The 21,291-nt window shown below is 62.9% G+C and carries 23 protein-coding genes and 1 pseudogene; 19 read left to right on the forward strand and 5 right to left on the reverse strand.

Features of this window, described 5'->3' with window-relative positions; all coding sequences use genetic code 11:
* The 11 genes from FJ490_RS31155 to FJ490_RS32900 form a co-directional block, all read left to right on the forward strand.
* Positions 1–120 (forward strand): DUF736 family protein (locus tag FJ490_RS31155; protein WP_140729555.1); only part of this gene is annotated, 120 nt, incomplete at its 5' end.
* 287 nt (positions 121–407) lie between these two features.
* Entirely contained in the window at positions 408–689 is a 282-nt protein-coding gene (locus FJ490_RS31160) for a helix-turn-helix domain-containing protein (RefSeq protein ID WP_140523012.1), read from the forward strand.
* Between the two features lie 17 nt (positions 690–706).
* A complete protein-coding gene (locus FJ490_RS31165; protein ID WP_140523010.1) occupies positions 707–1,762 on the forward strand; it encodes a replication initiator protein A in 1,056 nt (351 codons plus the stop codon).
* Positions 1,759–2,250, forward strand: coding sequence for a DUF2840 domain-containing protein (locus FJ490_RS31170; protein ID WP_140523433.1), 492 nt, complete (start codon positions 1,759–1,761; stop codon positions 2,248–2,250). The genes FJ490_RS31165 and FJ490_RS31170 overlap by 4 nt, the downstream gene beginning before the upstream one ends.
* Complete coding sequence (locus tag FJ490_RS31175) at positions 2,247–2,792, forward strand: S26 family signal peptidase (RefSeq protein ID WP_140523008.1); 546 nt, start codon at positions 2,247–2,249, stop codon at positions 2,790–2,792. Before FJ490_RS31170 ends, FJ490_RS31175 begins: the two co-directional genes overlap by 4 nt.
* A gap of 35 nt (positions 2,793–2,827) precedes the next feature.
* Complete coding sequence (locus FJ490_RS31180; RefSeq protein WP_140523006.1) at positions 2,828–3,157, forward strand: DUF736 family protein; 330 nt, start codon at positions 2,828–2,830, stop codon at positions 3,155–3,157.
* An 89-nt stretch (positions 3,158–3,246) separates the two neighbouring features.
* Positions 3,247–3,930, forward strand: a complete 684-nt coding sequence (locus FJ490_RS31185) for a lytic transglycosylase domain-containing protein (RefSeq protein ID WP_318013186.1) — start codon at positions 3,247–3,249, stop codon at positions 3,928–3,930.
* 243 nt (positions 3,931–4,173) lie between these two features.
* On the forward strand, positions 4,174–5,913 hold the full coding sequence (locus FJ490_RS31190; protein WP_140523002.1) for a VirD2 family relaxase/mobilization nuclease: 1,740 nt from the start codon (positions 4,174–4,176) through the stop codon (positions 5,911–5,913).
* A 21-nt stretch (positions 5,914–5,934) separates the two neighbouring features.
* A complete protein-coding gene (locus tag FJ490_RS31195; protein ID WP_140729556.1) occupies positions 5,935–7,926 on the forward strand; it encodes a conjugal transfer protein TraG in 1,992 nt (663 codons plus the stop codon).
* A gap of 5 nt (positions 7,927–7,931) precedes the next feature.
* Positions 7,932–8,387, forward strand: a complete 456-nt coding sequence (locus FJ490_RS31200; protein WP_140522998.1) for a CopG family transcriptional regulator — start codon at positions 7,932–7,934, stop codon at positions 8,385–8,387.
* An 11-nt stretch (positions 8,388–8,398) separates the two neighbouring features.
* Positions 8,399–8,539: a hypothetical protein gene (locus FJ490_RS32900; RefSeq protein ID WP_181165445.1), complete on the forward strand. Its 141-nt coding sequence runs from the start codon at positions 8,399–8,401 to the stop codon at positions 8,537–8,539.
* Here FJ490_RS32900 and FJ490_RS31205 read toward each other — a convergent pair whose 3' ends face one another.
* Positions 8,540–9,865, reverse strand: a complete 1,326-nt coding sequence (locus FJ490_RS31205) for a type II toxin-antitoxin system HipA family toxin (RefSeq protein ID WP_140522996.1) — start codon at positions 9,863–9,865, stop codon at positions 8,540–8,542.
* The gene (locus FJ490_RS31210; protein WP_064982438.1) at positions 9,865–10,119 is read right to left on the reverse strand and encodes a helix-turn-helix domain-containing protein; all 255 of its coding nucleotides are present in this window, start codon (positions 10,117–10,119) and stop codon (positions 9,865–9,867) included. Before FJ490_RS31210 ends, FJ490_RS31205 begins: the two co-directional genes overlap by 1 nt.
* 401 nt (positions 10,120–10,520) lie before the next feature.
* Between FJ490_RS31210 and FJ490_RS31215 the strand changes: the two are divergent.
* Positions 10,521–10,812: pseudogene (locus FJ490_RS31215) on the forward strand (type IV secretory system conjugative DNA transfer family protein); the annotation flags it as partial.
* 61 nt (positions 10,813–10,873) lie between these two features.
* Here FJ490_RS31215 and ehuB read toward each other — a convergent pair.
* A complete protein-coding gene (gene ehuB / locus FJ490_RS31220; RefSeq protein ID WP_140522994.1) occupies positions 10,874–11,746 on the reverse strand; it encodes an ectoine/hydroxyectoine ABC transporter substrate-binding protein EhuB in 873 nt (290 codons plus the stop codon).
* A gap of 251 nt (positions 11,747–11,997) precedes the next feature.
* The gene (locus tag FJ490_RS31225; RefSeq protein ID WP_140522992.1) at positions 11,998–12,465 is read right to left on the reverse strand and encodes an Lrp/AsnC family transcriptional regulator; all 468 of its coding nucleotides are present in this window, start codon (positions 12,463–12,465) and stop codon (positions 11,998–12,000) included.
* Between the two features lie 124 nt (positions 12,466–12,589).
* Between FJ490_RS31225 and FJ490_RS31230 the strand changes: the two genes are divergently transcribed.
* The 3 genes from FJ490_RS31230 to FJ490_RS31240 all read left to right on the forward strand — a co-directional run bounded on the left by FJ490_RS31230 (position 12,590) and on the right by FJ490_RS31240 (position 17,106).
* Positions 12,590–14,971, forward strand: coding sequence for a transketolase (locus FJ490_RS31230; protein WP_140522990.1), 2,382 nt, complete (start codon positions 12,590–12,592; stop codon positions 14,969–14,971).
* A gap of 123 nt (positions 14,972–15,094) precedes the next feature.
* On the forward strand, positions 15,095–16,039 hold the full coding sequence (locus FJ490_RS31235) for a kinase (protein WP_140523430.1): 945 nt from the start codon (positions 15,095–15,097) through the stop codon (positions 16,037–16,039).
* Positions 16,033–17,106, forward strand: a complete 1,074-nt coding sequence (locus FJ490_RS31240) for a PLP-dependent cysteine synthase family protein (RefSeq protein WP_140522988.1) — start codon at positions 16,033–16,035, stop codon at positions 17,104–17,106. The genes FJ490_RS31235 and FJ490_RS31240 overlap by 7 nt, the downstream gene beginning before the upstream one ends.
* On the opposite strand, the gene FJ490_RS31245 is transcribed toward FJ490_RS31240, so the two are convergent.
* Positions 17,101–18,363 carry a threonine synthase gene (locus FJ490_RS31245; RefSeq protein ID WP_140523428.1) on the reverse strand — a complete coding sequence of 421 codons (1,263 nt, stop codon included), beginning with the start codon at positions 18,361–18,363 and terminating at the stop codon, positions 17,101–17,103. The two genes, FJ490_RS31240 and FJ490_RS31245, sit on opposite strands and share 6 nt — an antisense overlap.
* A gap of 201 nt (positions 18,364–18,564) precedes the next feature.
* Here FJ490_RS31245 and FJ490_RS31250 point away from each other — a divergent pair, with 201 nt between their 5' ends.
* From FJ490_RS31250 to FJ490_RS31265, 4 genes are all read left to right on the forward strand, one after another.
* A complete protein-coding gene (locus FJ490_RS31250) occupies positions 18,565–18,831 on the forward strand; it encodes a helix-turn-helix transcriptional regulator (RefSeq protein ID WP_140555418.1) in 267 nt (88 codons plus the stop codon).
* Between the two features lie 168 nt (positions 18,832–18,999).
* Complete coding sequence (locus tag FJ490_RS31255) at positions 19,000–19,728, forward strand: LuxR family transcriptional regulator (RefSeq protein ID WP_140522984.1); 729 nt, start codon at positions 19,000–19,002, stop codon at positions 19,726–19,728.
* A gap of 66 nt (positions 19,729–19,794) precedes the next feature.
* A complete protein-coding gene (locus FJ490_RS31260) occupies positions 19,795–20,409 on the forward strand; it encodes an acyl-homoserine-lactone synthase (protein WP_140522982.1) in 615 nt (204 codons plus the stop codon).
* A gap of 50 nt (positions 20,410–20,459) precedes the next feature.
* Positions 20,460–21,227, forward strand: a complete 768-nt coding sequence (locus FJ490_RS31265; RefSeq protein WP_246681243.1) for a response regulator transcription factor — start codon at positions 20,460–20,462, stop codon at positions 21,225–21,227.
* Positions 21,228–21,291 lie beyond the last annotated feature (64 nt).

Here is a 21,291-nt window from a genome sequence, read left to right on the forward strand (position 1 = left end):
GGGCTCAAGCTCGACGATCCGAGCTTCACCGCCCCGATCTACGCCAACCTCTTCGCCGACGAGGAAGGCGAGGGCCATAGCCTCATCTGGTCCCGCCCCAACCGCCGCAACGGCGAGTGAACTGGCAGACGCCTCGCCCGGTGTCGGGCGAGGCGCCTTCTGCCGGTGCCGCGGAAGCTTTCCGCGCCGCCGGCTGCCATTACCGGCTTCCTGTCGTCTGATGCGCGACGCCGTGGAGATGGTCGAGCGCGGCTGTTCTCAATGGCTGCGCGCCGGCGCCACTGCCTGAAGGCCTCTTGGCGGTGCGAAATAGCGCCCCTCAATTGCGCACCTGATCACCGTCTCCACACTCTTCCATCCTGGCCATCGATCGCCGTTCAATCTCGACGGCCGCAAGGAGACACCCGATGAATGCCGACGCCGCGCCATTGCCGCCGCGCTACCTGCGCACTTCGGAAGCTGCGCATTTCCTCAGTCTTTCGGCGCGTACGCTGGAGAAACACCGCACCTACGGCACCGGGCCTGCCTATCGAAAACTCGGCGGCCGCGTCGTCTACGCCGTCGACGACCTCCAGGCCTGGGTGCAGCGCGGCGCGATGACGTCGACATCCGATCCGCAAGGCTCGGTGCTGCCCGCCAAGCCTCAAGCCGCCCGCCTGATCGCCTATGCCGGGCGCGAAAGGCGCTGACACGGCTGATCTCCCCTATGTCGGCACGACCACGCCAACCATCGGAACGCGGACAGCTTGATCTGTTCCACGCGCTGCCCGGTGTTGTCGCGCCACGCGATGCGCAGGACCTCATGGCCTATCCCTTCTTTTCCCTCGCCAAATCCAGGCGCATCGCGCCCATCGACTTTCGCGCCGGCGATGTGGCTATCCGTGTCGAAGCGATGCCCGACCACGGCATGGCGACGATCTGGGATGCCGATATCCTGATCTGGGCCGCAAGCCAGATCGTCAATGCGCGGGACGCCGGATTGCGCACTTCGCGCCTGATGGCCGCGACGCCATACGAAATGCTCACCTTCGTCGGCCGCGGTGTCTCGAAGCGAGACTATCTGCGCCTCAAGGCGGCGCTCGATCGCCTGCAGTCGACAAGCGTCGTCACCTCCATTCGCCAACGCGCCGAAGGCCGGCGCCATCGCTTCTCGTGGATCAACGAGTGGCAGGAGCGCTTCGATCGAAACGGCCACCCGCTCGGCGTCGAATTGATTTTGCCGGATTGGTTCTACCGCGCTGTTATGGACGATGCGCTCATCCTGACGATCGACCGCGCCTATTTCCGCCTGACGGGCGGTCTGGAGCGCTGGCTCTATCGGCTGGTGCGCAAGCATGGCGGTCGCCAGCACTCCGGCTGGCGTTTTGACATCAGCCACCTGCATCGCAAGTCCGGCAGCCTCTCGCCGCTCAAGCGCTTCGCCTTCGAACTGCGTGGCATCGTGCGCCGCCAACCTTTGCCGGGATACCTTCTGTTCACGGAGGTCGAAGCCAGCGGCCGTGTGCTGTTGGCTTTCGAGCCGGCGCCCGGATCAGTGGACAGGGTCGTGCCATCAGGAACCCGGACTATCGTGCCATCGGGAACCGGATCCTCGTGCTTTCGGGAACCGCGATCGGCCCTAAGCGGCGGGGTCGACACGGAAAATCGCGCTCTTAACTTAGAGTCTAACTCTCAATCTAACAGTCTTGCGCGCAAGCCGTCGACTGGCAGTGAGGGGCAGAAGCGGCGGTGCGCTGGCTGGCGCAAGGGAGACGACACATGACGTCGTCTACCCAATCGACGCCGCGCGACGACCTCACGACGGTCGAGCTGATCTGGATCGAGAATCGGATTGAGCATCGCATCCGCTTCGGACGTCCTGCCCATGAGACGATCATCGACAAGCGGCGCCGCGTCGTCGGATTTGCGCCAGGCAGTGTTTTTGCGTTCGTGCGCTGGGCGGCGAATGACTTTGGCACTGTTGTTTCGCGCATCGACATCGTGCGCGCGGTCTTGCCCGCTGAAGCGTATCAGACTCTGCCTTACATCCGGCCAGGCGGCGAGATCCTGCTCAAGATCGCAGGTTGGGACAAGGTCGAGCGGGTTCTCCAACTGATCGATGCGGTCGAGGCGATCGGCCTCGATCCGGTCGAGGCCGCACCGGGCTATTGGCGTCAGACCCACAACCGTCTGATTGCGGGCGGAAGGCCGCGTGCCTATTCGCTCGAGCAGCACCGCGCCTTTCTGTTGCGCAAGCGGGTGACTTCATGAGCCGCACCGCCTGCATAGCCGCGGCACTTGCAGCCGTCACCGCGACGGTCGCTCCCGCTGTCGTGGAGATGCCGCAGCTGCTGCTGTGGAACGCGTCGGCCAGCGCGCCACTCGGGCTTTATGCGATCAGGAACATGGCCGTCCCCACGGCCGGCGCGCTCGTTGTCATCGAACCGCCAGACAAGGTCGCTCGGTTCGCCGCCGAGCGTGGCTACCTTCCGCTCGGCGTGCCGATGCTGAAGCACATCGAAGGGCTTCCTGGGCAGCAAGTCTGCCGTCTCGGCCGCCTCGTCACGGTGAACGGGCTTGCGCTGGGTGCTGCACTGGAGCGCGACCGCAAGGGGCGCGCGCTGCCGGAATGGCAGGGCTGCCGCATCATCGCCGCCGCCGAAATCTTCGTCATGAACCGGAAGGTCGGGGAGAGTCTCGATGGCCGCTATTTCGGCCCGTTCCCGGCGAGCTCGATCGTCGGGGCCGCGCTGCCGCTTTGGACCGACGAGAGGGGCGATGGCCACTACACCTGGCTCGCTCCGGCGAACTGAAATTCAGTCCAGCCAACAAGAGAAGGAGATAATCCATGGCCGAGATCGGCGTCTTCCAGAAAACAGATTCGGGTTACTGCGGGCGGGTTCGAACGCTGCTCGTGGATGCCGAGCTGGTGCTTGTGCCGACCACAATATCTGACGGCAAAGCGCCGGATTTTCGTATCCACATCGGTGACGGCGGCGGCCCCGAGGTGGGTGCGGCCTGGAAGGAAACCGGACAGACGGTTGGCGACTATCTGTCGTGCCGGTTGGAGGACCCGCTGTTTGGCCGGCGCTTTCGCGCCGGTCTCTTCCGAACCGACGACGGCTCCTGGTCTCTGCGCTGGATCCGGCCGAAATCGCGGCCGGAGCGTGCTCGATGAGTGGGCCATCGGCGCCGAAACGTGCGGACGGAAGCCGCCCCGTCAGTCGGTTGCCTGGTCGGCGAGAGGCACTCTGGCTGATCGGTGGCATGCTGATCGTCTGTCACGCGATGACGGGGGCGCTGGCACAATCCGCGCCGGCCTCCCGCAAATCCGCGGACGATCCCTATGCCGCGCCTATTGCCGAGGCGTCGCATCGCTTCCGCGTTCCTCAGCGCTGGATACGGGCAATCATGCACGTCGAAAGCGCCCGCGACCCGCGCGCCGTGTCGCGAAAGGGCGCCTTGGGCTTGATGCAGATCATGCCCGCAACCTTTGCCGAGCTGCGCCTTCGTCACCAGCTCGGCCGCGATCCCTATGATCCGCGCGACAACATCCTTGCCGGCACCGCCTATCTTCGCGAGCTGTATGATCGATACGGTTCACCGGGCTTTCTCGCCGCCTACAACGCCGGGCCAGGGCGTTACGAAGCCTCCTTGAAGGGCCGTCCGCTGCCGGCTGAGACCCGGGCCTATGTTGTCACGCTTCGCCCTTTCTGGGGCGGCGGTGATGCGCCCGGCGCACTCACCGCCGGCCATGCCAAGGCCGTCAGCTGGACGGTTGCGCCGCTGTTCATAGTCCCGTCCGGGTCAATGGCCGCTTCCGGTCTTCCGGCTGGCGAAGACATTTCCGTCGAGGTTTCGTCGTCACCGTTGGTGCGCAAACTTTTCGCGGCCGGTTCGCGGCCGCGCCAGCTGTTCACAGGGTCCGACGTCCGGACATCGCAGCGATGACGAAGTCTCCGTCAGGTCGCCCCCTGGGGTCTCGTTTGACGTCGCAGCCAATGAGGCGAGTCGGGCACGAGGTAACAACCGAGGGATGGCAGGATAAAAGGGCGCACATTGCGCGGCGGTCTGGTGGTTGTTCTTGCTTGATTTTCTGGCGCGTTCCGCACATTGCCGGCCATCGGCGCAATGTGTATGAAGCAGCCAGCATATTGTATTTGCTTTTCTTTTTCCACATTGCGGTGCCGCGCCATGGCTGATGAGCGCGAGTTTCGCATTCGACCCGGGCGCATCCGCTCCACGCGCGCCCAGCAGGCCCGGCCCTTCATCGCGCAGGTGTTGGCCGCGGCGAAAAAGGCCGGCGGCGGTATTTCGCGCTCGGGCCGGATTGTACAAGCAAGCCGCTCCCGCTTTGGTCACGGTCAGCGCGCCAGCATCCAGGCCAACCGCCTCATCACCTCGCGATCGCGCGGCGCCGTCGTCAAGGCGCGAGTCGTCCGTCATTCCGTGCGCGCCGCTCCACTTGGCACTCACCTCAACTATCTGCGCCGCGAGGGTGTCAGCCGGGACGGGGAGAAGGGGAAGCTGTTCGGGCCGGGAACGGAGAATGCCGATGGCGCTTCCTTCGCCGCTTGCGCCAAGGACGATCGTCACCATTTCCGCTTCATCGTCTCGCCGGACGACGCTCTCGATATGGCGGACCTCAACGCCTTCACCCGCGATCTGGTGGGGCAGATGGAGAAGGACCTCGACACGCGGCTCGACTGGGTGGCGGTCGATCACTGGAACACCGAGCATCCCCACATTCACCTGATCGTGCGTGGGGTTCGCGACGATGGCCAGGATCTGGTCATCGCGCGTGACTACATCAAGGAAGGCATGCGCGACCGGGCTCGCGATCTGGTTACCCAGGAACTGGGTCCGCGCACCGAGCTCGATATCCGCCACTCGCTCGAAAGCCACATCCAGTCCGAGCGGTGGACGCAACTTGATCGGCAGTTGCTTCGCGACAGCCGTGACAGCGGGATCATCGATCTCGCGCCATCTCCCCAAAGTCAACCGGACGAGTATCACGCTCTGAAAATCGGTCGCCTGCGCAAGCTCGAGACCCTTGGTCTTGCCCAACAGGCCGGGCCTGGCCAATGGGCAATCGACGAACGGGCCGAAGCAACACTGCGCGAGCTAGGCGAGCGCGGCGACATCATCAAGCGCATCCACCGCGCGATGAGTGCGGCTGACATCGAGCGTGGCTCAGCCAATTATGTCCTGGCCGCGGAGAGCCTGGAGACGCCGGTTGTCGGCCGGCTGGTCGATCGTGGGCTCGATGACGAACTGATCGGCACGGCCTATGCCGTGGTCGACGGCGTCGACGGACGCACCCATCACATCAAGCTCTCCGATCTGGAGGCCGCTGGCGACAGCGCACCGGGATCGATCGTCGAGCTGCGAAAATTCGATGATGCGCGCGGGCAGCGGCGAGCCGCGCTCGCCGTGCGCTCCGACCTTGGAGTGGATCAGCAGATCACGGCATCGGGTGCGACCTGGCTCGACCGTCAGGCAATCGCGCGCGAACCGGCCGCCCTGGCCGAGGCCGGCTTCGGCGCCGAGGTTCGCGACGCCCTCGACCGGCGCGCCGAACATCTTGTCAAACAGGGGTTCGCGGAGCGCCAAGGCAGACGGGTCGTCTTCACCCGGAACCTGCTCGACACGCTGCGACGTGCGGAACTGGAGACGCTGGGCGACAGGCTCGCCGCCGACACCGGAAAACCCTTCAAGCGCGCCGCCAGCGGAGACTTTGTTGCCGGCACCTATCGCCAGCGCTTGGCGCTCGCCTCCGGCCGTTTCGCCATGATCGACGACGGACTAGGCTTCCAGCTCGTCCCCTGGACGCCCTCACTCGAAAAGCATCTCGGCCAGCACGTCTCCGGTGTCGCACGTGGCGACGGCGGCATCGACTGGAGCTTTGGCCGCAAGAAGGGTCTCGGCCTCTGACACTGGAAGAAAGGAACAACCATGTCCGCCACGAAAATCCTGTGGGGCCAGATCCTCACGGTCTTCCTGATCGTCCTCTTGACGACCTGGGCGGCGACACAATGGACCGCATGGCAACTCGGTTTCCAGATGGGGCTCGGTCCGCCCTGGTTCGAGATCGCCGGGTTGCCTGTCTACTATCCGCCCGCTCTGTTCTGGTGGTGGTATTTCTACGACGCCTACGCCCCGTCTATCTTCGGGAAAGGCGGATTGATCGCCGTGTCCGGTGGCTTCCTCTCGATCATTGTTGCCATCGGCATGTCGGTGTGGCGGGCGCGCGAAGCCAAGACTGTCCAGACCTACGGGTCGGCGCGCTGGGCCGAGAAGCGAGAGGTGGAGGCAGCCGGCCTAATCGATAACGATGGTGTCGTGCTCGGGCGCTATGACCGCCATTATCTGCGTCACGACGGGCCAGAGCATGTGTTGTGCTTCGCCCCGACCCGGTCCGGCAAAGGCGTCGGCCTGGTGGTGCCTTCGCTTCTGACCTGGCCGGGCTCGGCGATCGTCCACGACATCAAGGGCGAGAACTGGCAGCTCACCGCGGGCTTTCGCGCTCTGCACGGTCGCGTGCTGCTTTTCGATCCGACCAATTCGAGATCGTCAGCCTACAACCCGCTTCTGGAAGTCCGCCGCGGCGAATGGGAGGTTCGCGACGTGCAGAACATCGCCGACATTCTCGTCGATCCGGAAGGGAGCCTGGAGAAGAGGAACCATTGGGAGAAGACCAGTCACGCGCTGCTGGTCGGCGCGATCCTCCATGTTCTCTACGCCGAGCAGGACAAGACGCTCGCCGGCGTCGCGGCCTTCCTCTCCGATCCCAAGCGCCCGATAGAATCGACGCTTGCCGCGATGATGAAGACCGCGCACCTGGGAGATGCCGGCCCGCATCCGGTTATCGCCAGTGCGGCGCGCGAGCTGCTCAACAAATCCGACAATGAACGCTCGGGTGTGCTCTCCACCGCGATGTCCTTCCTCGGTCTTTACCGCGATCCGGTTGTCGCCGGCGTGACCCGGCGCTGTGACTGGCGAATTTCCGACATCGTTGCGGGGACGCAACCAGCAACGCTCTATCTCGTCGTGCCGCCTTCGGACATCAACCGGACCAAACCCCTTATCCGCCTCATCCTCAATCAGATCGGTCGCCGCCTCACCGAGGACCTGCCTACCAAGACAACCCGCCACCGGTTGCTTCTGATGTTGGACGAGTTCCCGGCGCTGGGCCGCCTCGACTTCTTCGAGAGCGCGTTGGCTTTCATGGCCGGCTATGGCCTGAAAAGCTTTCTCATCGCGCAGTCGCTCAACCAGATCGAGAAGGCTTATGGCCCCAACAACTCGGTCCTCGACAACTGTCATGTCCGCGTCAGCTTCGCCACAAACGACGAAAGGACCGCCAAGCGTGTCTCAGACGCGCTCGGCACGGCAACCGAAATGCGGGCGATGAAGAACTATGCCGGTCACCGGCTTTCGCCGTGGCTTGGGCATCTCATGGTGTCGAGGCAAGAGACTGCACGGCAGTTGCTCACTCCTGGCGAGATCATGCAGCTTCCGCCGACCGACGAGATCGTCATGGTGGCAGGCGCGCCGCCGATCAGGGCCAAGAAGGCGCGGTACTATGAGGACGCCAGTTTTAAGGAGCGCGTGTTGCCGCCACCCGAACTGGCGCGGTCCGGAGAGGCCGAGCCTGACGACTGGAGCGAGTTGCCGATCCTGGCTCCCTTGGAGGTCACGCACGTTTCCGGAACGCTACAGCAGGGCGATGGCGATCCAACGGGATCGGAGCGCCGCCTGCAAGCCGAACTCAATCGGGCGCAGGCCGTCGAGAGGGCGGCGCCGATTGAAGACGAATTCGATATGGGACAGGACGACGATGCCGACGACGACGATGATGCCGTCCGCAACCGGCGACTGGCGCGCCTCATGCAGGGCGTTGCGCGGCAGGTTTCCCTGGATCCCGATGACGGCATGGAGTTGTAGGCGCCATGATGGCTCGCAAAAAGAAGGCGCAGATTTCCGTCTATCTCGATCAGGCCATCATGACGATGCTTGGCGATTATGCGGCGCGGCGCGATCAACCCCAATCCATGATTGCGGAAGCCGCACTCGCTTCCTTCCTGTCGCCGGATGGGGATGAACGTCGCGAGGCCGCTATCGCCAAACGCCTCGATCAGGTTGATCGCCGCCTGGCCAGGCAGGAGCGCGATATCGGCATTGCGGTCGAGACACTGGCGGTGTTTGTCCGTTTCTGGCTCGCGACAACGCCAGCGTTGCCCGAGCCCGCCGCCCAGGCCGCGCGCGCCAAGGCGGCCGAGCGCTACGAAGCCTTCGTGACCGCCCTGGGCAGGCGCCTCGCGAAGGGGCCGAAACTGCGACAGGAGATTTCCGAGGATATCAATCCGATGGACACCGCGAAAACCCACCCTGACGGAGTTGGCTAGCTTGGAGCCTGATGGCCATGTTCATCATGATGATGGGTATACTTGACGCCGGTGGCGGTCACGCGACGACAATGTTTGTTGGACCGAAGAAGACGATGATGATCAGCAGCGGCTGGCGAGCAAGTCCCGGCAGCCGGTTCGTCGCACCTTGATCAATCGATGGCATCAGCCTTGTTATCGGCGAGGAGAGCCGCCCGCTTGCCGATAGCCGACTTGACTGCGTCGACAAGCTGTTCAGGAAAGCCACGCGGCAGCGAGACGATCACCTCGTCGGCCTGCTTTTCCACGTTTTCAGCAATGTCATCGAAAATTCTGCGCATGACAGGGGTGCCCACACCGGCAATGTCAGCGGTCTGCAGGAAGTGGCGTGGCATGATGTCAGGTACCGAATAGTGCCTGTTCTTGCCGACCGACATTGCCAACTTGAATTTTTGGTGCGGAATCTGGCCGGTATCAAGGCTGGGCTGCGCGGTCAGCACGTCGTAAAGGGGCGTCATGCGGAATCGTCCGCCAGGGCTCAAAAAAATACTGAAATTCTTGGCGTGGCCGTCGGTCGCGCCAATCAGCCAGAACAAGATGCAGGTGCGCAAGAAGGTGGCGATGCCTTCATCTGGCGTATCGCTACCCTTCAAGAGCTCGATAATCTCGCGCATGCCGGGACCGCCATCCGACTGGTACTTGCGCGTCGGCGGCACTGACAGCGCCTGACAGATATCTTCCTGCGGTAGGCGCAGGAGGCGGCCGTCGCGGGCCCACAGCCGGTCGAAGCGTTCTACGATCAGCGTGCGGCGTTTGCCGAAGTCAGCGATCTGCGCCTGGGCGGCGGGAACGCCAAACGCTTGCAGCAGCTTAAGGCACAGATACTCGTTCTCGACGCTGTTGGAGAGATCGATGCCGTTCGGCAGCCGGCCGGTCTGCGGCTTCAGGATATGGGTGGTCGCTGCCGTGCCGATCGGTTTGAACCAGCCTCCGTCCTTGCGCAGCAGTGCGGTCTTTTCCTGCGCGCCGGCAATCGAGATGCGAAAGTCCTCATCCTCGCCGAGGCCTAGCGGAGCGGCAGCAAGGTTCTCGATGATTCCGGCGACGTCCTGGTTGCTGACCGGCCTGCCTTCGAGACTGCCGGGAGGGCCTGGATCCATGCCATCAGGCAGGAATTGCAACGCGCCGACGCAGTCATGGCCGAGCGCAGCCAGCATGCTGTAGGCATCCGTGCCGTCGGCGCCGACGCGTTCGGCAACACGCCTGCGTATGGCGTCATTGTCCGGAAGCAGGTTGTCGAAGACGTTGGTCACCGGCGTGCCGATGTAGCGGTCTTCCCGCAAAGGAAGCGAGAGTGAGATCGGGAAGGTGCCTCGCCAGTCCAGCCATTCGCGGGCGTATTGGAAGTCGATGGCGCCCGTCGATTCCCTGCGCAGGACGCCCACCAGGCGCCCGTTCAGGAAGACATTCAAGGGAATGTGAGCCCGTCGCCGTGCCATTAGAACAGGTCCTCAATATCAGCGGAGCTGCCTTTGCTGCGCGCGCGCACGACGAGTTCAAGGTCGAGAGCGGAGAGGGCGGCCATCAAGGTGCGGAGTTGCATCGCAGGCTCGCCGGCCTCGAGGCGGGAGACCGTACCCTGGCGTAGGTGGATCTGGTTGCCGAGCGAGCCTTGCGTGAGCCCGGCGTTCTTGCGAGCGCGGCGCAGGATGGCTCCGAGTTGTTTTTCGTTGCGAGCGATCTGGTCTGTCATGATGGGTCTCCACGCCCGTAATATACGCGATCGCGTATTGATCGTCAATATACGGGGTTAGGTATAAAACGGAGATATACGCGATCACGTATGTAGGAAAGATATACGCGATCGCGTATGATGCCGTGTAGCTGGCAGCGGCGGTCTTGGCCCCAACTGAAACGAGCGGGACGATACATTCTTGAGACTTTGTTGAAGCACATCTCGCCGCCCGGTCGGGAACACATCAACCTAACTGGCGTCTACACCTGGGATACGGAACTTCAGATGGCGAACGGCTACGACGAGCGCGTCCTGAAAACCATGTATTCCTTGCTCACTCGCAGTCATTGCCCCTCGGCGAGGATCAAGGTTCAAGCGACACGAGCGTCTGCCCGAGCGGCTACGCCTCGAGTTACTTTCTCGAGGTCTGGCGTGGGGAATGGGAGGTCCGCGACGTACAAAACATCGCCGACATCCTGGTCGATCCCGAAGGCTCGCTTGAAAGGCGCAACCATTGGGAAAACACGAGCCACGCGCTGCTGGTCGGTGCGGTCCTGCATGTGCTCTATGCCGGACCGGACAAGACCCTGGCGGCGTCGCGGCATTCCTGTCCGATTCGAAGCGCCCGATCGAATTGACATGGCGGCCATGATGACGACGCCGTACCTGGGGGAGGGCGGTCCGCACCCGGTCATCGCCAGCGCGGGCCGCCGGCGCTAGCGCGGGGCCGCCCGCGCTGTTGATGCCAACTGGGTTCTGTTGCTGATGGCGTTCAGTTGGCGGCTCCGCACAATTGCGACCTCGTCAATCCTGGCGGCACGTTCTCCGTGGGGCCAAATCCGTACTTCGCCATGATGGTGGCGATCGTGCCATTCGACATGACCTTCGCCAGACCCCGATTGTAGAGGTCGCGCAGATCGCCATCGTCCTTCCTGAACGCGATCGCGATGTAGCTGATCGACTTCTCGTCCGTCGTAAACGGGCTGGCGCGCTCCAGATCGGGGCTCTTGTTGCCGGCAAGCAGCCCGATCACCGTCGGGGAAGAGAACAGAGCCGCGTCGATGCGGCCGGCGCGCAGTGCCGCGATGTTGGTCTCGATGTCGGGGAACTGCAGGATGCGGTCCTCCGGCACACCCTCGGTGATAGCGTTCTTGATGACGTTGCTGCCGCGGCCGCCGCCCATGATAGCGTCGGATTTCTTGGCAAGATCCGCATAGCTGTGGATCGCCTTGGGGTTGCCTGCGAGCACGATCGCCGCGTCGTCGGACCTCAGGTCGGGAGCGCCGAAGGCGACCTGCTGACATCGCTCCGGCGTTATCGACAGGCCCGACGCAACGGCATCGAAACGGCCGGCCATCAGGCCAGGGATCAACGCGCCGAACTCGGTGACCTCAAACTCGACCTGCTTGACCCCGAGATCGGCAAAGGCAGCCCTGAGAAGATCCGGATGCCAGCCAAGCAGCTCGCCGGTTCCCTCCTTCTTGTAGCCCCATGGCGAGCGGTTGTGGATGCCGATGACGATCCGCCCTTCCTTCAAGACGCGTTCTTTCGTGGTCTCTGCCGCTGCCGGCAGCACAGATCCAACAAGCGCGGCATAGGCGATGCAGGCCAGGCCAATCGCAGCCGATCGGGCTCGAAATTTCATCGGTGGGGTCCTCCCATGAGTTTGAGTTGCGCGAAGGCGTCCCGCCTCAGCCGCTCAACGCTACGGTCGGATGCGGTGCTTCGTCAATATATATGTACAAAATATGTACATATTGCGGACGGACTGGGGTGGGTGGATCAAGCCTGGCCGCTCGAGGAGATACACGCCCGACGTGAATTGCGATCGGGGTGACGCGGTCCCCCAACTCGCTTCCGCCGCTGAAGCTTAACCGACGCCGAATGACCGGTCGCCTAGACAGGCAAGACTTCCGAGCGCTTGACCTGGCCGAGCGCGAAGCTGCTTTCGATCGAGGCGATGTTGTCCAGCCGCGTCAGCTTGTCCTTGATGAACCGTTCGTAGGCCTCCAGGTCGCGCACCACGATGCGCATCAGGTAATCGCGCTGGCCCGTCATCAGATAGCAGTCGACAACCTCCGGCCAGCGCAGCACGGACTGAGAGAAGCGGTCGAGATCGTCTTCGCGTTGCCGTTCAAGCTTGATCGACGCGAAAGCGCTGATCGGCAGCCCGAGCTTCTTTTGGTCGACGACGACCGTATAGCCTTTGATGACGCCGGCGCCCTCCAAGAGCCTGACGCGCCGGGCGCATGGTGAGGGCGAAAGGCCGACGGCTTCAGCAAGGTCGTTCGTCGTCGCTTTTGCGTTCTTCTGCAGCGCGGCAATGATCTTCAGGTCGATGGCATCAAGCGTCGGATTTGGCATGTTTCCCTCGTCTGGCGTCATTATTGGCTGCATCAGCCAATATCATCGGTCGGCTTGCGTAAGAATAGTCACTTTTGAGAGGCAGAGGCAGCTATCGTTGAGACCCGACTGACAGGAGCCGACGATGACGATCCTCTCCGAACTCGAACGCAAGGTTCTGTGGCTGGCGGTCTGGATGATCCATCATGCCAATCATGTTCGCGGCTCGCAGGACGGCCTCAAGATTGGCGGACATCAGGCGTCCTCGGCGTCCGCCTCGACCTTGCTGACGGCGCTCTATTTCCAGATCCTCAGGCCTGAAGACCGTATCGCCGTCAAGCCGCATGCCAGCCCGGTTTTTCACGCCATCCAGTATCTGTACGGCAAGCAGACGCTCGAGCAGCTGCAGAATTTTCGCGGCTATCGCGGCGCGCAGTCATACCCGTCTCGAACCAAGGATATCGACGACGTCGATTTCTCGACCGGGTCGGTTGGACTGGGCGTGGCACAGACCCTGTTCTCCTCCCTGGTCCAGGATTATGTCAGGGCAAAGGGCTGGAACGCGGACCAGCCTGAAGGTCGGATGGTCGCCCTTCTCGGCGACGCCGAAATGGATGAGGGCAATATCTTCGAGGCCCTCCTCGAAGGCTGGAAGCACGGCCTGCGCAACACCTGGTGGGTCGTCGACTACAACAGGCAGAGCCTGGATGCGGTGGTGCGCGAAGGCCTGTGGCAGCGCTTCGAGTCCATCTTTCGCAACTTCGGCTGGGATGTGGTGATCCTGAAACATGGCACCTTGCAAAAGGCGGCCTTTGAGGAAGAGGGCGGCGAAAAGCTGCGGTCATGGATCGATGCATGCCCCAACCAGCTCTATTCGGCGCTGACCTTCCAGGGCGGCGCTGCATGGCGCCGGCGCCTTCTGGACGACCTCGGTGACCAGGGATCGGTGACCCGGCTGGTCGAGAAGCGCAGCGACGAAGACCTCGCCGCATTGATGGCAAATCTCGGCGGCCACGATCTGGCGAGCATCGTCGATGCCTTCGAGCAGGCGCGAGGGCATGATCGTCCGTCCTGTTTCATCGCCTATACGATCAAGGGCTTCGGCCTGCCGCTGGCAGGCCACAAAGACAATCACGCCGGATTGATGACACCGGCGCAAGTCGAGGCGCTGCGACAAGCCATGGGTGTCCGCCAGGGGCGTGAATGGGACATGTTCGAGGGCCTTGCATACGATGAGGCCGCGATCCGGTCCTATCTGGCGTCGTCGCCTTTCGCGCAGGCAGCTACCCGTCGCCATAAAGCCTCGGCCGTATCCGTGCCGGCACAGATACCCTGGCGCGCGCAGGTCTCCATGTCGACACAGCAGGGCTTCGGCCTTCTGATGCATGAGATCGCCAAGTCAGACAGCGATTTTGCAAAGCGTGTGGTCACCACGTCTCCGGACGTCACGGTCTCGACCAATCTCGGCGCCTGGGTGAACAGGCGAGGCCTGTTCGCGCGCGGCGACCAGGCGGACCTCTTCCGTGAAGAACGCATACCCTCCACCTTCAATTGGACGTTTTCGCCGTCGGGACAGCATTTCGAACTGGGCATCTCGGAGATGAACCTCTTCACGATGCTGTCGGCGCTGGGTTTGTCGCACTCGCTTCACGGCGAGCGGCTGCTTCCGGTCGGCACGCTCTACGACCCTTTCATCGAGCGTGGCCTCGATGCGCTGAACTATGCCTGCTATCAGGACGCGCGCTTCATTCTGGCGGCAACGCCCTCCGGCGTGACGCTGGCGCCAGAGGGCGGAGCGCATCAGTCGATCGCCACGCCGCTGATCGGCATGGCGCAGGACGGCCTGGCCGCATTCGAGCCGGCCTATGTTGACGAGCTGGCAGTCATCCTGCGTTGGGCGTTCGACTACATGCAGCGCTCCGGCGAGGCCGAGCCCGACGACCAAACCTGGCTGCGCGATCGTACTGGAGGTTCGGTCTACCTCAGGCTCTCAACGCGATCGGTCGAACAACCGTCTCGCCAGATGGAGGATCCGCTGGCGCGCGCCATCGTCGACGGCGCCTACTGGTTGCGCAAGCCCGGGCCCAATGCCGCTGTGGTGATCGCCTATTCGGGAGCTGTCGCGCCGGAGGCGGTGCAGGCGTTGGGGCTGATGGCCGGAGATCGGCGCGATGTCGGGCTTCTGGCCGTGACCTCGGCCGATCGGCTGAACGCCGGCTGGTCTGCGGCGGCGCGGGCGCGCCAGTTTGGCCATCCGCGCGCCACCAGCCATGTCGAGCGCCTGCTGGCTGGCCTCCCGGCCTCGTGCGCCATCGTGACGGTGCTGGACGGGCACCCCGCGACGCTCGCCTGGCTGGGATCGGTCCATGGCCACCGCACGCGCGCGCTCGGCGTCGAGCATTTCGGCCAGACCGGTACGATCGCGGATCTCTACCGGCATTACGGGATCGATGCGCAAGGTATCATGGCAGCAGTGCAATCGGTTTCGGCCGGCCGGCCGCTGCGGCACCTTGGCTCGGCCGCCTGACGATCCGCCAGCATCGCCTCGCGCCTGCTGGTACGGTAGGAGGCCGTCAATACCGGAATTCCTTGAGAGCCGCGGCCGATCGTCGGCGCCATCTTCCCGCATGGCGAGAAAAGCATGGGGGAGATGAAAATGGCCGAGGCCGGCGATGTCATGAGCCGTGAAGCGCTGCGGTCGCCGGTGAGAACAGCGACGGCAATGGCGCATCACGGCGAGCTCATCCAGGGCGTCTTCAAGGATGATGGCGGGCGCCTTCATCGCGGGCTCGTGACGCTGCCGATTGCTGGCTTGAGATCCGAGGCAAGCTTCGCCAGGAGCGACGGCGATGCGGTCGTTGTCCACCCCGATCATAAGGTCAAGGCGGCGGCAGCCGCGCGCCTCACGCTCGATTTTCTGAACGTCACTGGCGGCGGCGAGCTGACACTTCAAAGCTCAATCCCTGTGGGGCACGGCTACGGCTCATCGACGGCTGACGTTGTCGCTTCCATTCGCGCTGTCGCCGCAGCCGTCAACATCCAGCTGCGGGCGTCGAGCATCGGGCGTCTGGCCGTGGCTGCCGAGCGCGCCAGCGACGCGATCGCGTTCGATGAGCACGCAGTGCTCTTCGCGCAACGGGAAGGCATGGTGATCGAGAATTTCGGGGGCTCCCTGCCGCCGCTGCTCCTGGTCGGGTTCAAGGCAAATGGCGGGGTTCCGGTCGACACATTGCAGCTGCCGCCTGCACGCTACGACAGTACCGAGATCCAGGAATTCGGCGTGCTTAGGGCGCTGGTGGCGCGGGCGGTTCGCCTTCAGGATCCCTATCTTCTCGGACGTGCCGCCTCGGCCAGTGCGGTGATCAGTCAACGGCACTTGCCGAAACAGGGCTTCGGCGAGATCGCCGACATCGCCAGGCGAGCCGGGGCGTGCGGGGTGCAAGTCGCCCATAGCGGTTCGCTGTTTGGCCTGATTTTCGATCTTTTCACATCGAATCTGAAGCGACGGGCGGCCCTCGTCGCGCAACAGATAAGACGTGCCGGCTTCAAGGATGTCGAAGTTCACTTGGTCAACGCGGAGAGCTGGACATGGTGACCTTCGACGTGGACTATTTCAGGGACCTTGAGACCCCGCGCCTTGCTCTGCTGGCGCCCAATCTCGTGGCCGCTGCGTTCCCGCTGATGAAGCTGATGCCGGCCCGCTACATTCTGGATCGGGCAGCGTCGAATGGCGAACTGAAGGCCGGCTCCCATATCGTCGAGACGACGTCCGGCACATTTGGAATGGCGGTGGCGCTGCTGGCGGCGGCGCGTGACTATCGCCTTACGCTCGTCACCGCTTCAACGCTGATCGATGCCAAATACAAAGCCCGTCTGGAGCGCATCGGCGCGACGGTTATCGCCCTTGACGATCCGCGCGGCGATGGCAACCAGCCGGGCCGGCTGGAGCGCCTCAAGGAAATCCTGGCGAAGGAGCCGGATGGCTTCTGGACCCGCCAATACGACAGTCCGGGCAATTGGCTTGCCTATGCGCGGCTGGCCGAACTCTTTGTCCGGGCCATGGGCAGGATTGACTGCCTGGTCGGCTGCGTCGGCACGGGAGGCTCGCTATGCGGCACCGCCTCCTTTTTGCGAACTGTCTTTCCCCACCTGATGGTGTTTGCCGTCGATACCCATCGCAGCATTCTGTTCGGGCACCCTGTCGGCAAGCGCATGCTGCGGGGCTTGGGCAACAGCGTTCTGCCGAAAAATGTCAGGCATGAGCTTGTCGACGAGATCCATTGGGTTGGCGCCTACCCGGCGTATAGGAGCGCGCACCGCTTGCTGCGCGAGCATGGCATTTTCATGGGGCCGACCAGCGGCGCCGCCGCCTTGGTGGCGCAATGGGTTGCAACGACGCTTCCTGACGCGCAGGTGGCGGTGATCATGCCTGACGAAGGCCATCGCCATGCCGAGACCGTCTACAATGATGAGTGGCTTGCGGCGCTGCCTGGCTGGCCCTGCAAGGAACTGTCGGAGCCGAGGACGCTGACGACCATCGCACCGGCCGAAGAGACGCAATGGACGCGCTTTCTTTGGCTGCGTCGCTGCCTCGGCGATGTGCTGAAAACGCAGGCGGCAGGCGAAGTGCCACCGGTTGTTGGTGCGGCGGAAAATCTATGAAACGAGATCCAGCCCGTTTTTGTCGAGCCAGCGCCAGGCGTCGTGCGTCGTCTGGAAGATCTGGTCGTGTTCGTTCGATCCAACGGAGCGATCGAGGTCCTTGAGGCCGCTGGCTGTCACGACGGCCACGACACGGTCTGTGGCTGCGATGACACCTTGGTCCTTCAACGTCGATATCGCTATCAGCGGCGTGACCGAGGCCAGTTCGGCAAAGATTCCTTCCTCCCGCGCAAGGCGTTCCTGCATCGCGATCAGGCCGTGATTGCTGACGGGGACGGCATGCCCGCCGGATTCGCGCAGAGCCTTCAAGGCCTGAAAGGTGCTGCGTGGCGTGCCAATCGATACGGCTAGGCTGTCGAAGAGCATCTTGCGTTCACTCAACGCATCGGCGCCGCTGGCCAGAGCGTGCGCCAGCGACCCATGCACCTCTGCTGCGACGAGACGAGGCAAGCGCGTGATCGACCCTGCCGCGAACAGCTCGCAAAAGCCAGCCCACACGCCGGACAACGCATCACCATAGCAGACCGGCAGGACGCACCAGTCTGGCGCCGTGCCATTCGATTGCTCGACGATCTCATAGGCGATCGTCTTGTAGCCCTCGATGCCGAGTGGATGGCTGCCGACGACCGGACCGTGATAGGGCGATGCGATGAACCAGTCGTAACGGGCAGCCGCCTGTTCAAGCAGCGACCATCGGTCCATTTTGTTGACCAGGGGCAAGACCGTCGCGTCATACTTTCGGATCTGCGCCAGCATCGCGCCGGCCGACCCCGCGAAAGTGGTGACGACGCATTTGAGACCAGCTCGAGCGGCGTAGGCCGCCAGCGAAGCGCCGGCGTTTCCCGATGAGGCGGTCGCGACGATTTTCGCGCCACGTGCGCGCGCCACACTGACCGCGATGGTCGAGAAGCGGTCCTTGTGCGACCAGGTCGGGTTTCGGCCTTCGTCCTTGATTGCAAGGTCCGGCACGCCCAGAAACGCGCCGATGCGCGGTGCGGCAAGCAAAGGTGTCAGACCCTCGCCAAGGCTCACCGCGTCGGCTTCTGTGCAAGGCAGCATATGCGCAAAACGCCACAGCGAGCGCGAACTGGTGACGCCGTCAAAGGGATGGAGGTGCGGGACCGCATAGACCGGACGAAGATTTGCCGGCGCGGTGTCTTGGCAGTGGGCGCATCCCCTGGAGTCGATGGTGACGTGCGCAGGCGAGGAAGCGCCGCATCGGATGCAGACGAACTCCAGGACACGACCTGCGTCCATACCAGGCGGCTTTTGCTCGCCCGAGAGATGCGCGGACATGTTGTGTGCGAGGTCGCGAAATGGCCGGCTCGCCATGGCTATTCCTTATTCAGGAAACGAGGAATTCGCTTGTTGTTTCAACAGCCCGCAGCACGGCTGTCAATGCGGAATGTGCACTATAGTGTGTCGCACCACAGTGCGCGTCGTAGCATCCGTTGTTGGATGAAACTTCGCGGCGTTTTCGGCCTAAACGTGCAGCGGCTTCGCAGAGAGCGAAAACTCTCTCAGGAGCAGTTGTCTTTCGTTTCGGGCCGCACGCGCGCCTATATCAGCAGCGTCGAAGCCGGGCGGCGCAACGCTACGCTTGATACAGTCGAAATTCTGGCCAAGGCGTTGAATGTCGAGCCACAAGAGTTGGTTTCAGCAAACCCGGCAAGTAAGCACGCTGTTCGGGTGACGAAGCCGGCCGCCTCAAAGTCGAATGAATGAAGCCGGACTTCCGCAATTCAGTGCTGACCTGATTTTCACTTATCTCGTCTTTGTGACACGTGATTGACTCCTTTAGTGTACATTCGATGCGTGTCCCATTGAAGATGGTGTCTAGACAGCCATAGGTTGTTCTGCGGGGTAGGGCCTGACTTTGGTTGAGGTCTTCCAATGGAGAACGAAACTGTTGTCGACCTTTTTGCGGCGATCACCAAGATCGATACTGCGCGGTCGGCTGATGCAATCCTTCAAGAGTTCCGCTCAGCCATGGGGCGTTACGGATTGCGCAATTTTCTGATCACCGGACTGCCCGTGCCGCACGATACGGACTGGCAGCGTGAAATCCTGGGCGATGGCTGGCCTATCGATTGGTATCGGCGCTACGTCTCCGAGGATCACTTTTTGCACGATCCGTGTGTTGCGCAGTGCCGGCACTCGCCGGAGCCCTTCCTGTGGCGCGAGCTGCCGGCCGCAAGGTTGGGTGCACGCGCGAAGCTGGTCATGGACGAAGCTGCCGAGTTCGGGATGAAAGAAGGTATCTGTGTACCCATTCACGTGCCTCTGGCGGGCCCAAGTGTGGTCACTGCGGCGAGCGACCGGATGGACGTGCCGCCGAGCGCCATGCCCCTTATCGAGACGGTTTGCGTGCATACCTTTCGCAGCCTCTCAGGGCTGGGAACACCCGGCGATGGCGAAGAGCCCACGCCCTTGACGGCGCGCGAGCGCGAACTCCTGGAGTGGAGCGCGCAAGGCAAATCCACCGATGACATCGCTTGTATCCTTGGTGTCACCAGGAACACGGTTGAAAGCCATCAGCGCAACATTCGAGCAAAGCTCGATGCGATCAATGTCGCGCATGCCATCGTCAAGGCGCTGCGACGGCAGGAAATCCAGATTTAGCAATACCTGAATACCGTCATACGTACGGCAAGTCCGTTTTCCTACGACCCTCCGCCTGGAGGCGTCATGGTTCGTATACATCTGGTCACTTGGGATAACAGGAAGCACTACAGGAAAGTTCTGGAGCGCTACTTTCGGATACGCTACGAGATTTACGTCAAGCAGAGGCGATGGCGCGCCGTCGCACGGCCCATCAACATCGAGATCGACGCCTTCGATAACGAGCATACGCTTTATGTTCTGGCGCTTGATACCAACGGCAAGATCCTAGGCGGCTCCCGTCTCGTCCCGACGCTGGAGCCGCATCTCATGAGCGAAGTGTTCCCGGTTCTCGCCGGCGACAGGCCTCCGCGAGCGGCTGAAATTTTCGAGTGGACGCGTTTCTTCGTCGTTCCATCGCTTCGTACGCACGGCACCCCGTCGCCGATCGCCGGCTTGGTTCTCTGCGGTCTGCTCGAGATCGCTCAACGTCTGGGGATTCGACAGATCAGTGTGGTGTGCGAGACATTCTGGCCAAAACGGCTGCGCGCGCTTGGGTGGACGCTGACCGAGCTCGGTGACGTTCTCGAACATCCCGACGGCGATATCATCGCGTTGCTGATCGAGGTCACGCCCGAAGCTGTTGAACAGACGCGCCGCGCTTACGGCATCAGCGGCGTCATACTTGCCGACAACATCTAGGCTCGTAACCAGGCACCTGCGGGAAGCGCGCGAGGGCTCGATCGTCAGGGGTGTATTGTCATCGCGCCCATTTGCGCGGTAGTCAGCCCTATGATGTGTCGAACCCGGTTGATGGACTCATGAAGCCGCTGGTCCTGATCGCCTCGAAGGACCCGGATTTCTTCCTGGTCTTCGGCCACATACTTTCGGTAGCCGGCTTCGAAACACAGCTGATCACGGGAGACCGGGAAATCGCACGTGCCATCGCGGCGACAGCCCCGCTTGCCATAATCGTGGACTGCCATCCGGGCGACCGTGCAATCGTCAAGCAGTGCAGCTGGTTGAAGTCGACCGCCGCAACCAAAGCGACGCCGGTCGCGAGCCTGGTTGCCCCGCGCTCCGGCAGGCTGCATCTGGACTTGATCAAGGCTGGCGTCGACGAAATATTTTCCCGGCCGTTCGCCCCCGAACAGCTGCTGACATGGCTGCACGGCAAGGCGGGCATAGCGAAGCTTTCACGCGAAACGGACTCGGGTGAGTTGGTGCAGGGCGATTTTCGGCTCGAGCGACAGACCCACCGGACATTCTTCAAGCAAAAGGAGATCGTCATGCCACCGATCGAGTTCAAGCTTTTGCGCAGCCTTTTGGGGCAACCTGGCAAGGTCTTGAGTCGCGAGGAGCTGGTCGCGACGGCATGGCCTGAACATGCCGCCGCAACCGACGTGCGGGGCGTCGACGTCCATATAGCCAGGTTGCGCAAAAGGCTTCGGGCGTCGGTGGGAAGCGATGTGATCCGGACCGTTCGCTCGGCAGGTTACGCGTTCGCGCCGGACTGGTGATCTGACGGGCGTGCAGCGTTCCTGCGCGGGCGGTGCCGGCACGCCGGTCGACACGCGTCTCATC

This window comes from Mesorhizobium sp. B2-5-11 (assembly GCF_006440835.1).
Classification (GTDB): Bacteria; Pseudomonadota; Alphaproteobacteria; order Rhizobiales; family Rhizobiaceae; genus Mesorhizobium.

Bases quoted from the DNA above. Each gene is read 5' to 3' on its own strand.
- FJ490_RS31160 (WP_140523012.1), top strand. From the start codon at position 408: ATGAATGCCGACGCCGCGCCATTGCCGCCGCGCTACCTGCGCACTTCG.
- FJ490_RS31165 (WP_140523010.1), top strand. From the start codon at position 707: ATGTCGGCACGACCACGCCAACCATCGGAACGCGGACAGCTTGATCTG.
- FJ490_RS31170 (WP_140523433.1), top strand. From the start codon at position 1,759: ATGACGTCGTCTACCCAATCGACGCCGCGCGACGACCTCACGACGGTC.
- FJ490_RS31175 (WP_140523008.1), top strand. From the start codon at position 2,247: ATGAGCCGCACCGCCTGCATAGCCGCGGCACTTGCAGCCGTCACCGCG.
- FJ490_RS31180 (WP_140523006.1), top strand. From the start codon at position 2,828: ATGGCCGAGATCGGCGTCTTCCAGAAAACAGATTCGGGTTACTGCGGG.
- FJ490_RS31185 (WP_318013186.1), top strand. From the start codon at position 3,247: ATGCTGATCGTCTGTCACGCGATGACGGGGGCGCTGGCACAATCCGCG.
- FJ490_RS31190 (WP_140523002.1), top strand. From the start codon at position 4,174: ATGGCTGATGAGCGCGAGTTTCGCATTCGACCCGGGCGCATCCGCTCC.
- FJ490_RS31195 (WP_140729556.1), top strand. From the start codon at position 5,935: ATGTCCGCCACGAAAATCCTGTGGGGCCAGATCCTCACGGTCTTCCTG.
- FJ490_RS31200 (WP_140522998.1), top strand. From the start codon at position 7,932: ATGATGGCTCGCAAAAAGAAGGCGCAGATTTCCGTCTATCTCGATCAG.
- FJ490_RS32900 (WP_181165445.1), top strand. From the start codon at position 8,399: ATGGCCATGTTCATCATGATGATGGGTATACTTGACGCCGGTGGCGGT.
- FJ490_RS31205 (WP_140522996.1), bottom strand. From the start codon at position 9,865: ATGGCACGGCGACGGGCTCACATTCCCTTGAATGTCTTCCTGAACGGG.
- FJ490_RS31210 (WP_064982438.1), bottom strand. From the start codon at position 10,119: ATGACAGACCAGATCGCTCGCAACGAAAAACAACTCGGAGCCATCCTG.
- ehuB (WP_140522994.1), bottom strand. From the start codon at position 11,746: ATGAAATTTCGAGCCCGATCGGCTGCGATTGGCCTGGCCTGCATCGCC.
- FJ490_RS31225 (WP_140522992.1), bottom strand. From the start codon at position 12,465: ATGCCAAATCCGACGCTTGATGCCATCGACCTGAAGATCATTGCCGCG.
- FJ490_RS31230 (WP_140522990.1), top strand. From the start codon at position 12,590: ATGACGATCCTCTCCGAACTCGAACGCAAGGTTCTGTGGCTGGCGGTC.
- FJ490_RS31235 (WP_140523430.1), top strand. From the start codon at position 15,095: ATGAAAATGGCCGAGGCCGGCGATGTCATGAGCCGTGAAGCGCTGCGG.
- FJ490_RS31240 (WP_140522988.1), top strand. From the start codon at position 16,033: ATGGTGACCTTCGACGTGGACTATTTCAGGGACCTTGAGACCCCGCGC.
- FJ490_RS31245 (WP_140523428.1), bottom strand. From the start codon at position 18,363: ATGGACGCAGGTCGTGTCCTGGAGTTCGTCTGCATCCGATGCGGCGCT.
- FJ490_RS31250 (WP_140555418.1), top strand. From the start codon at position 18,565: ATGAAACTTCGCGGCGTTTTCGGCCTAAACGTGCAGCGGCTTCGCAGA.
- FJ490_RS31255 (WP_140522984.1), top strand. From the start codon at position 19,000: ATGGAGAACGAAACTGTTGTCGACCTTTTTGCGGCGATCACCAAGATC.
- FJ490_RS31260 (WP_140522982.1), top strand. From the start codon at position 19,795: ATGGTTCGTATACATCTGGTCACTTGGGATAACAGGAAGCACTACAGG.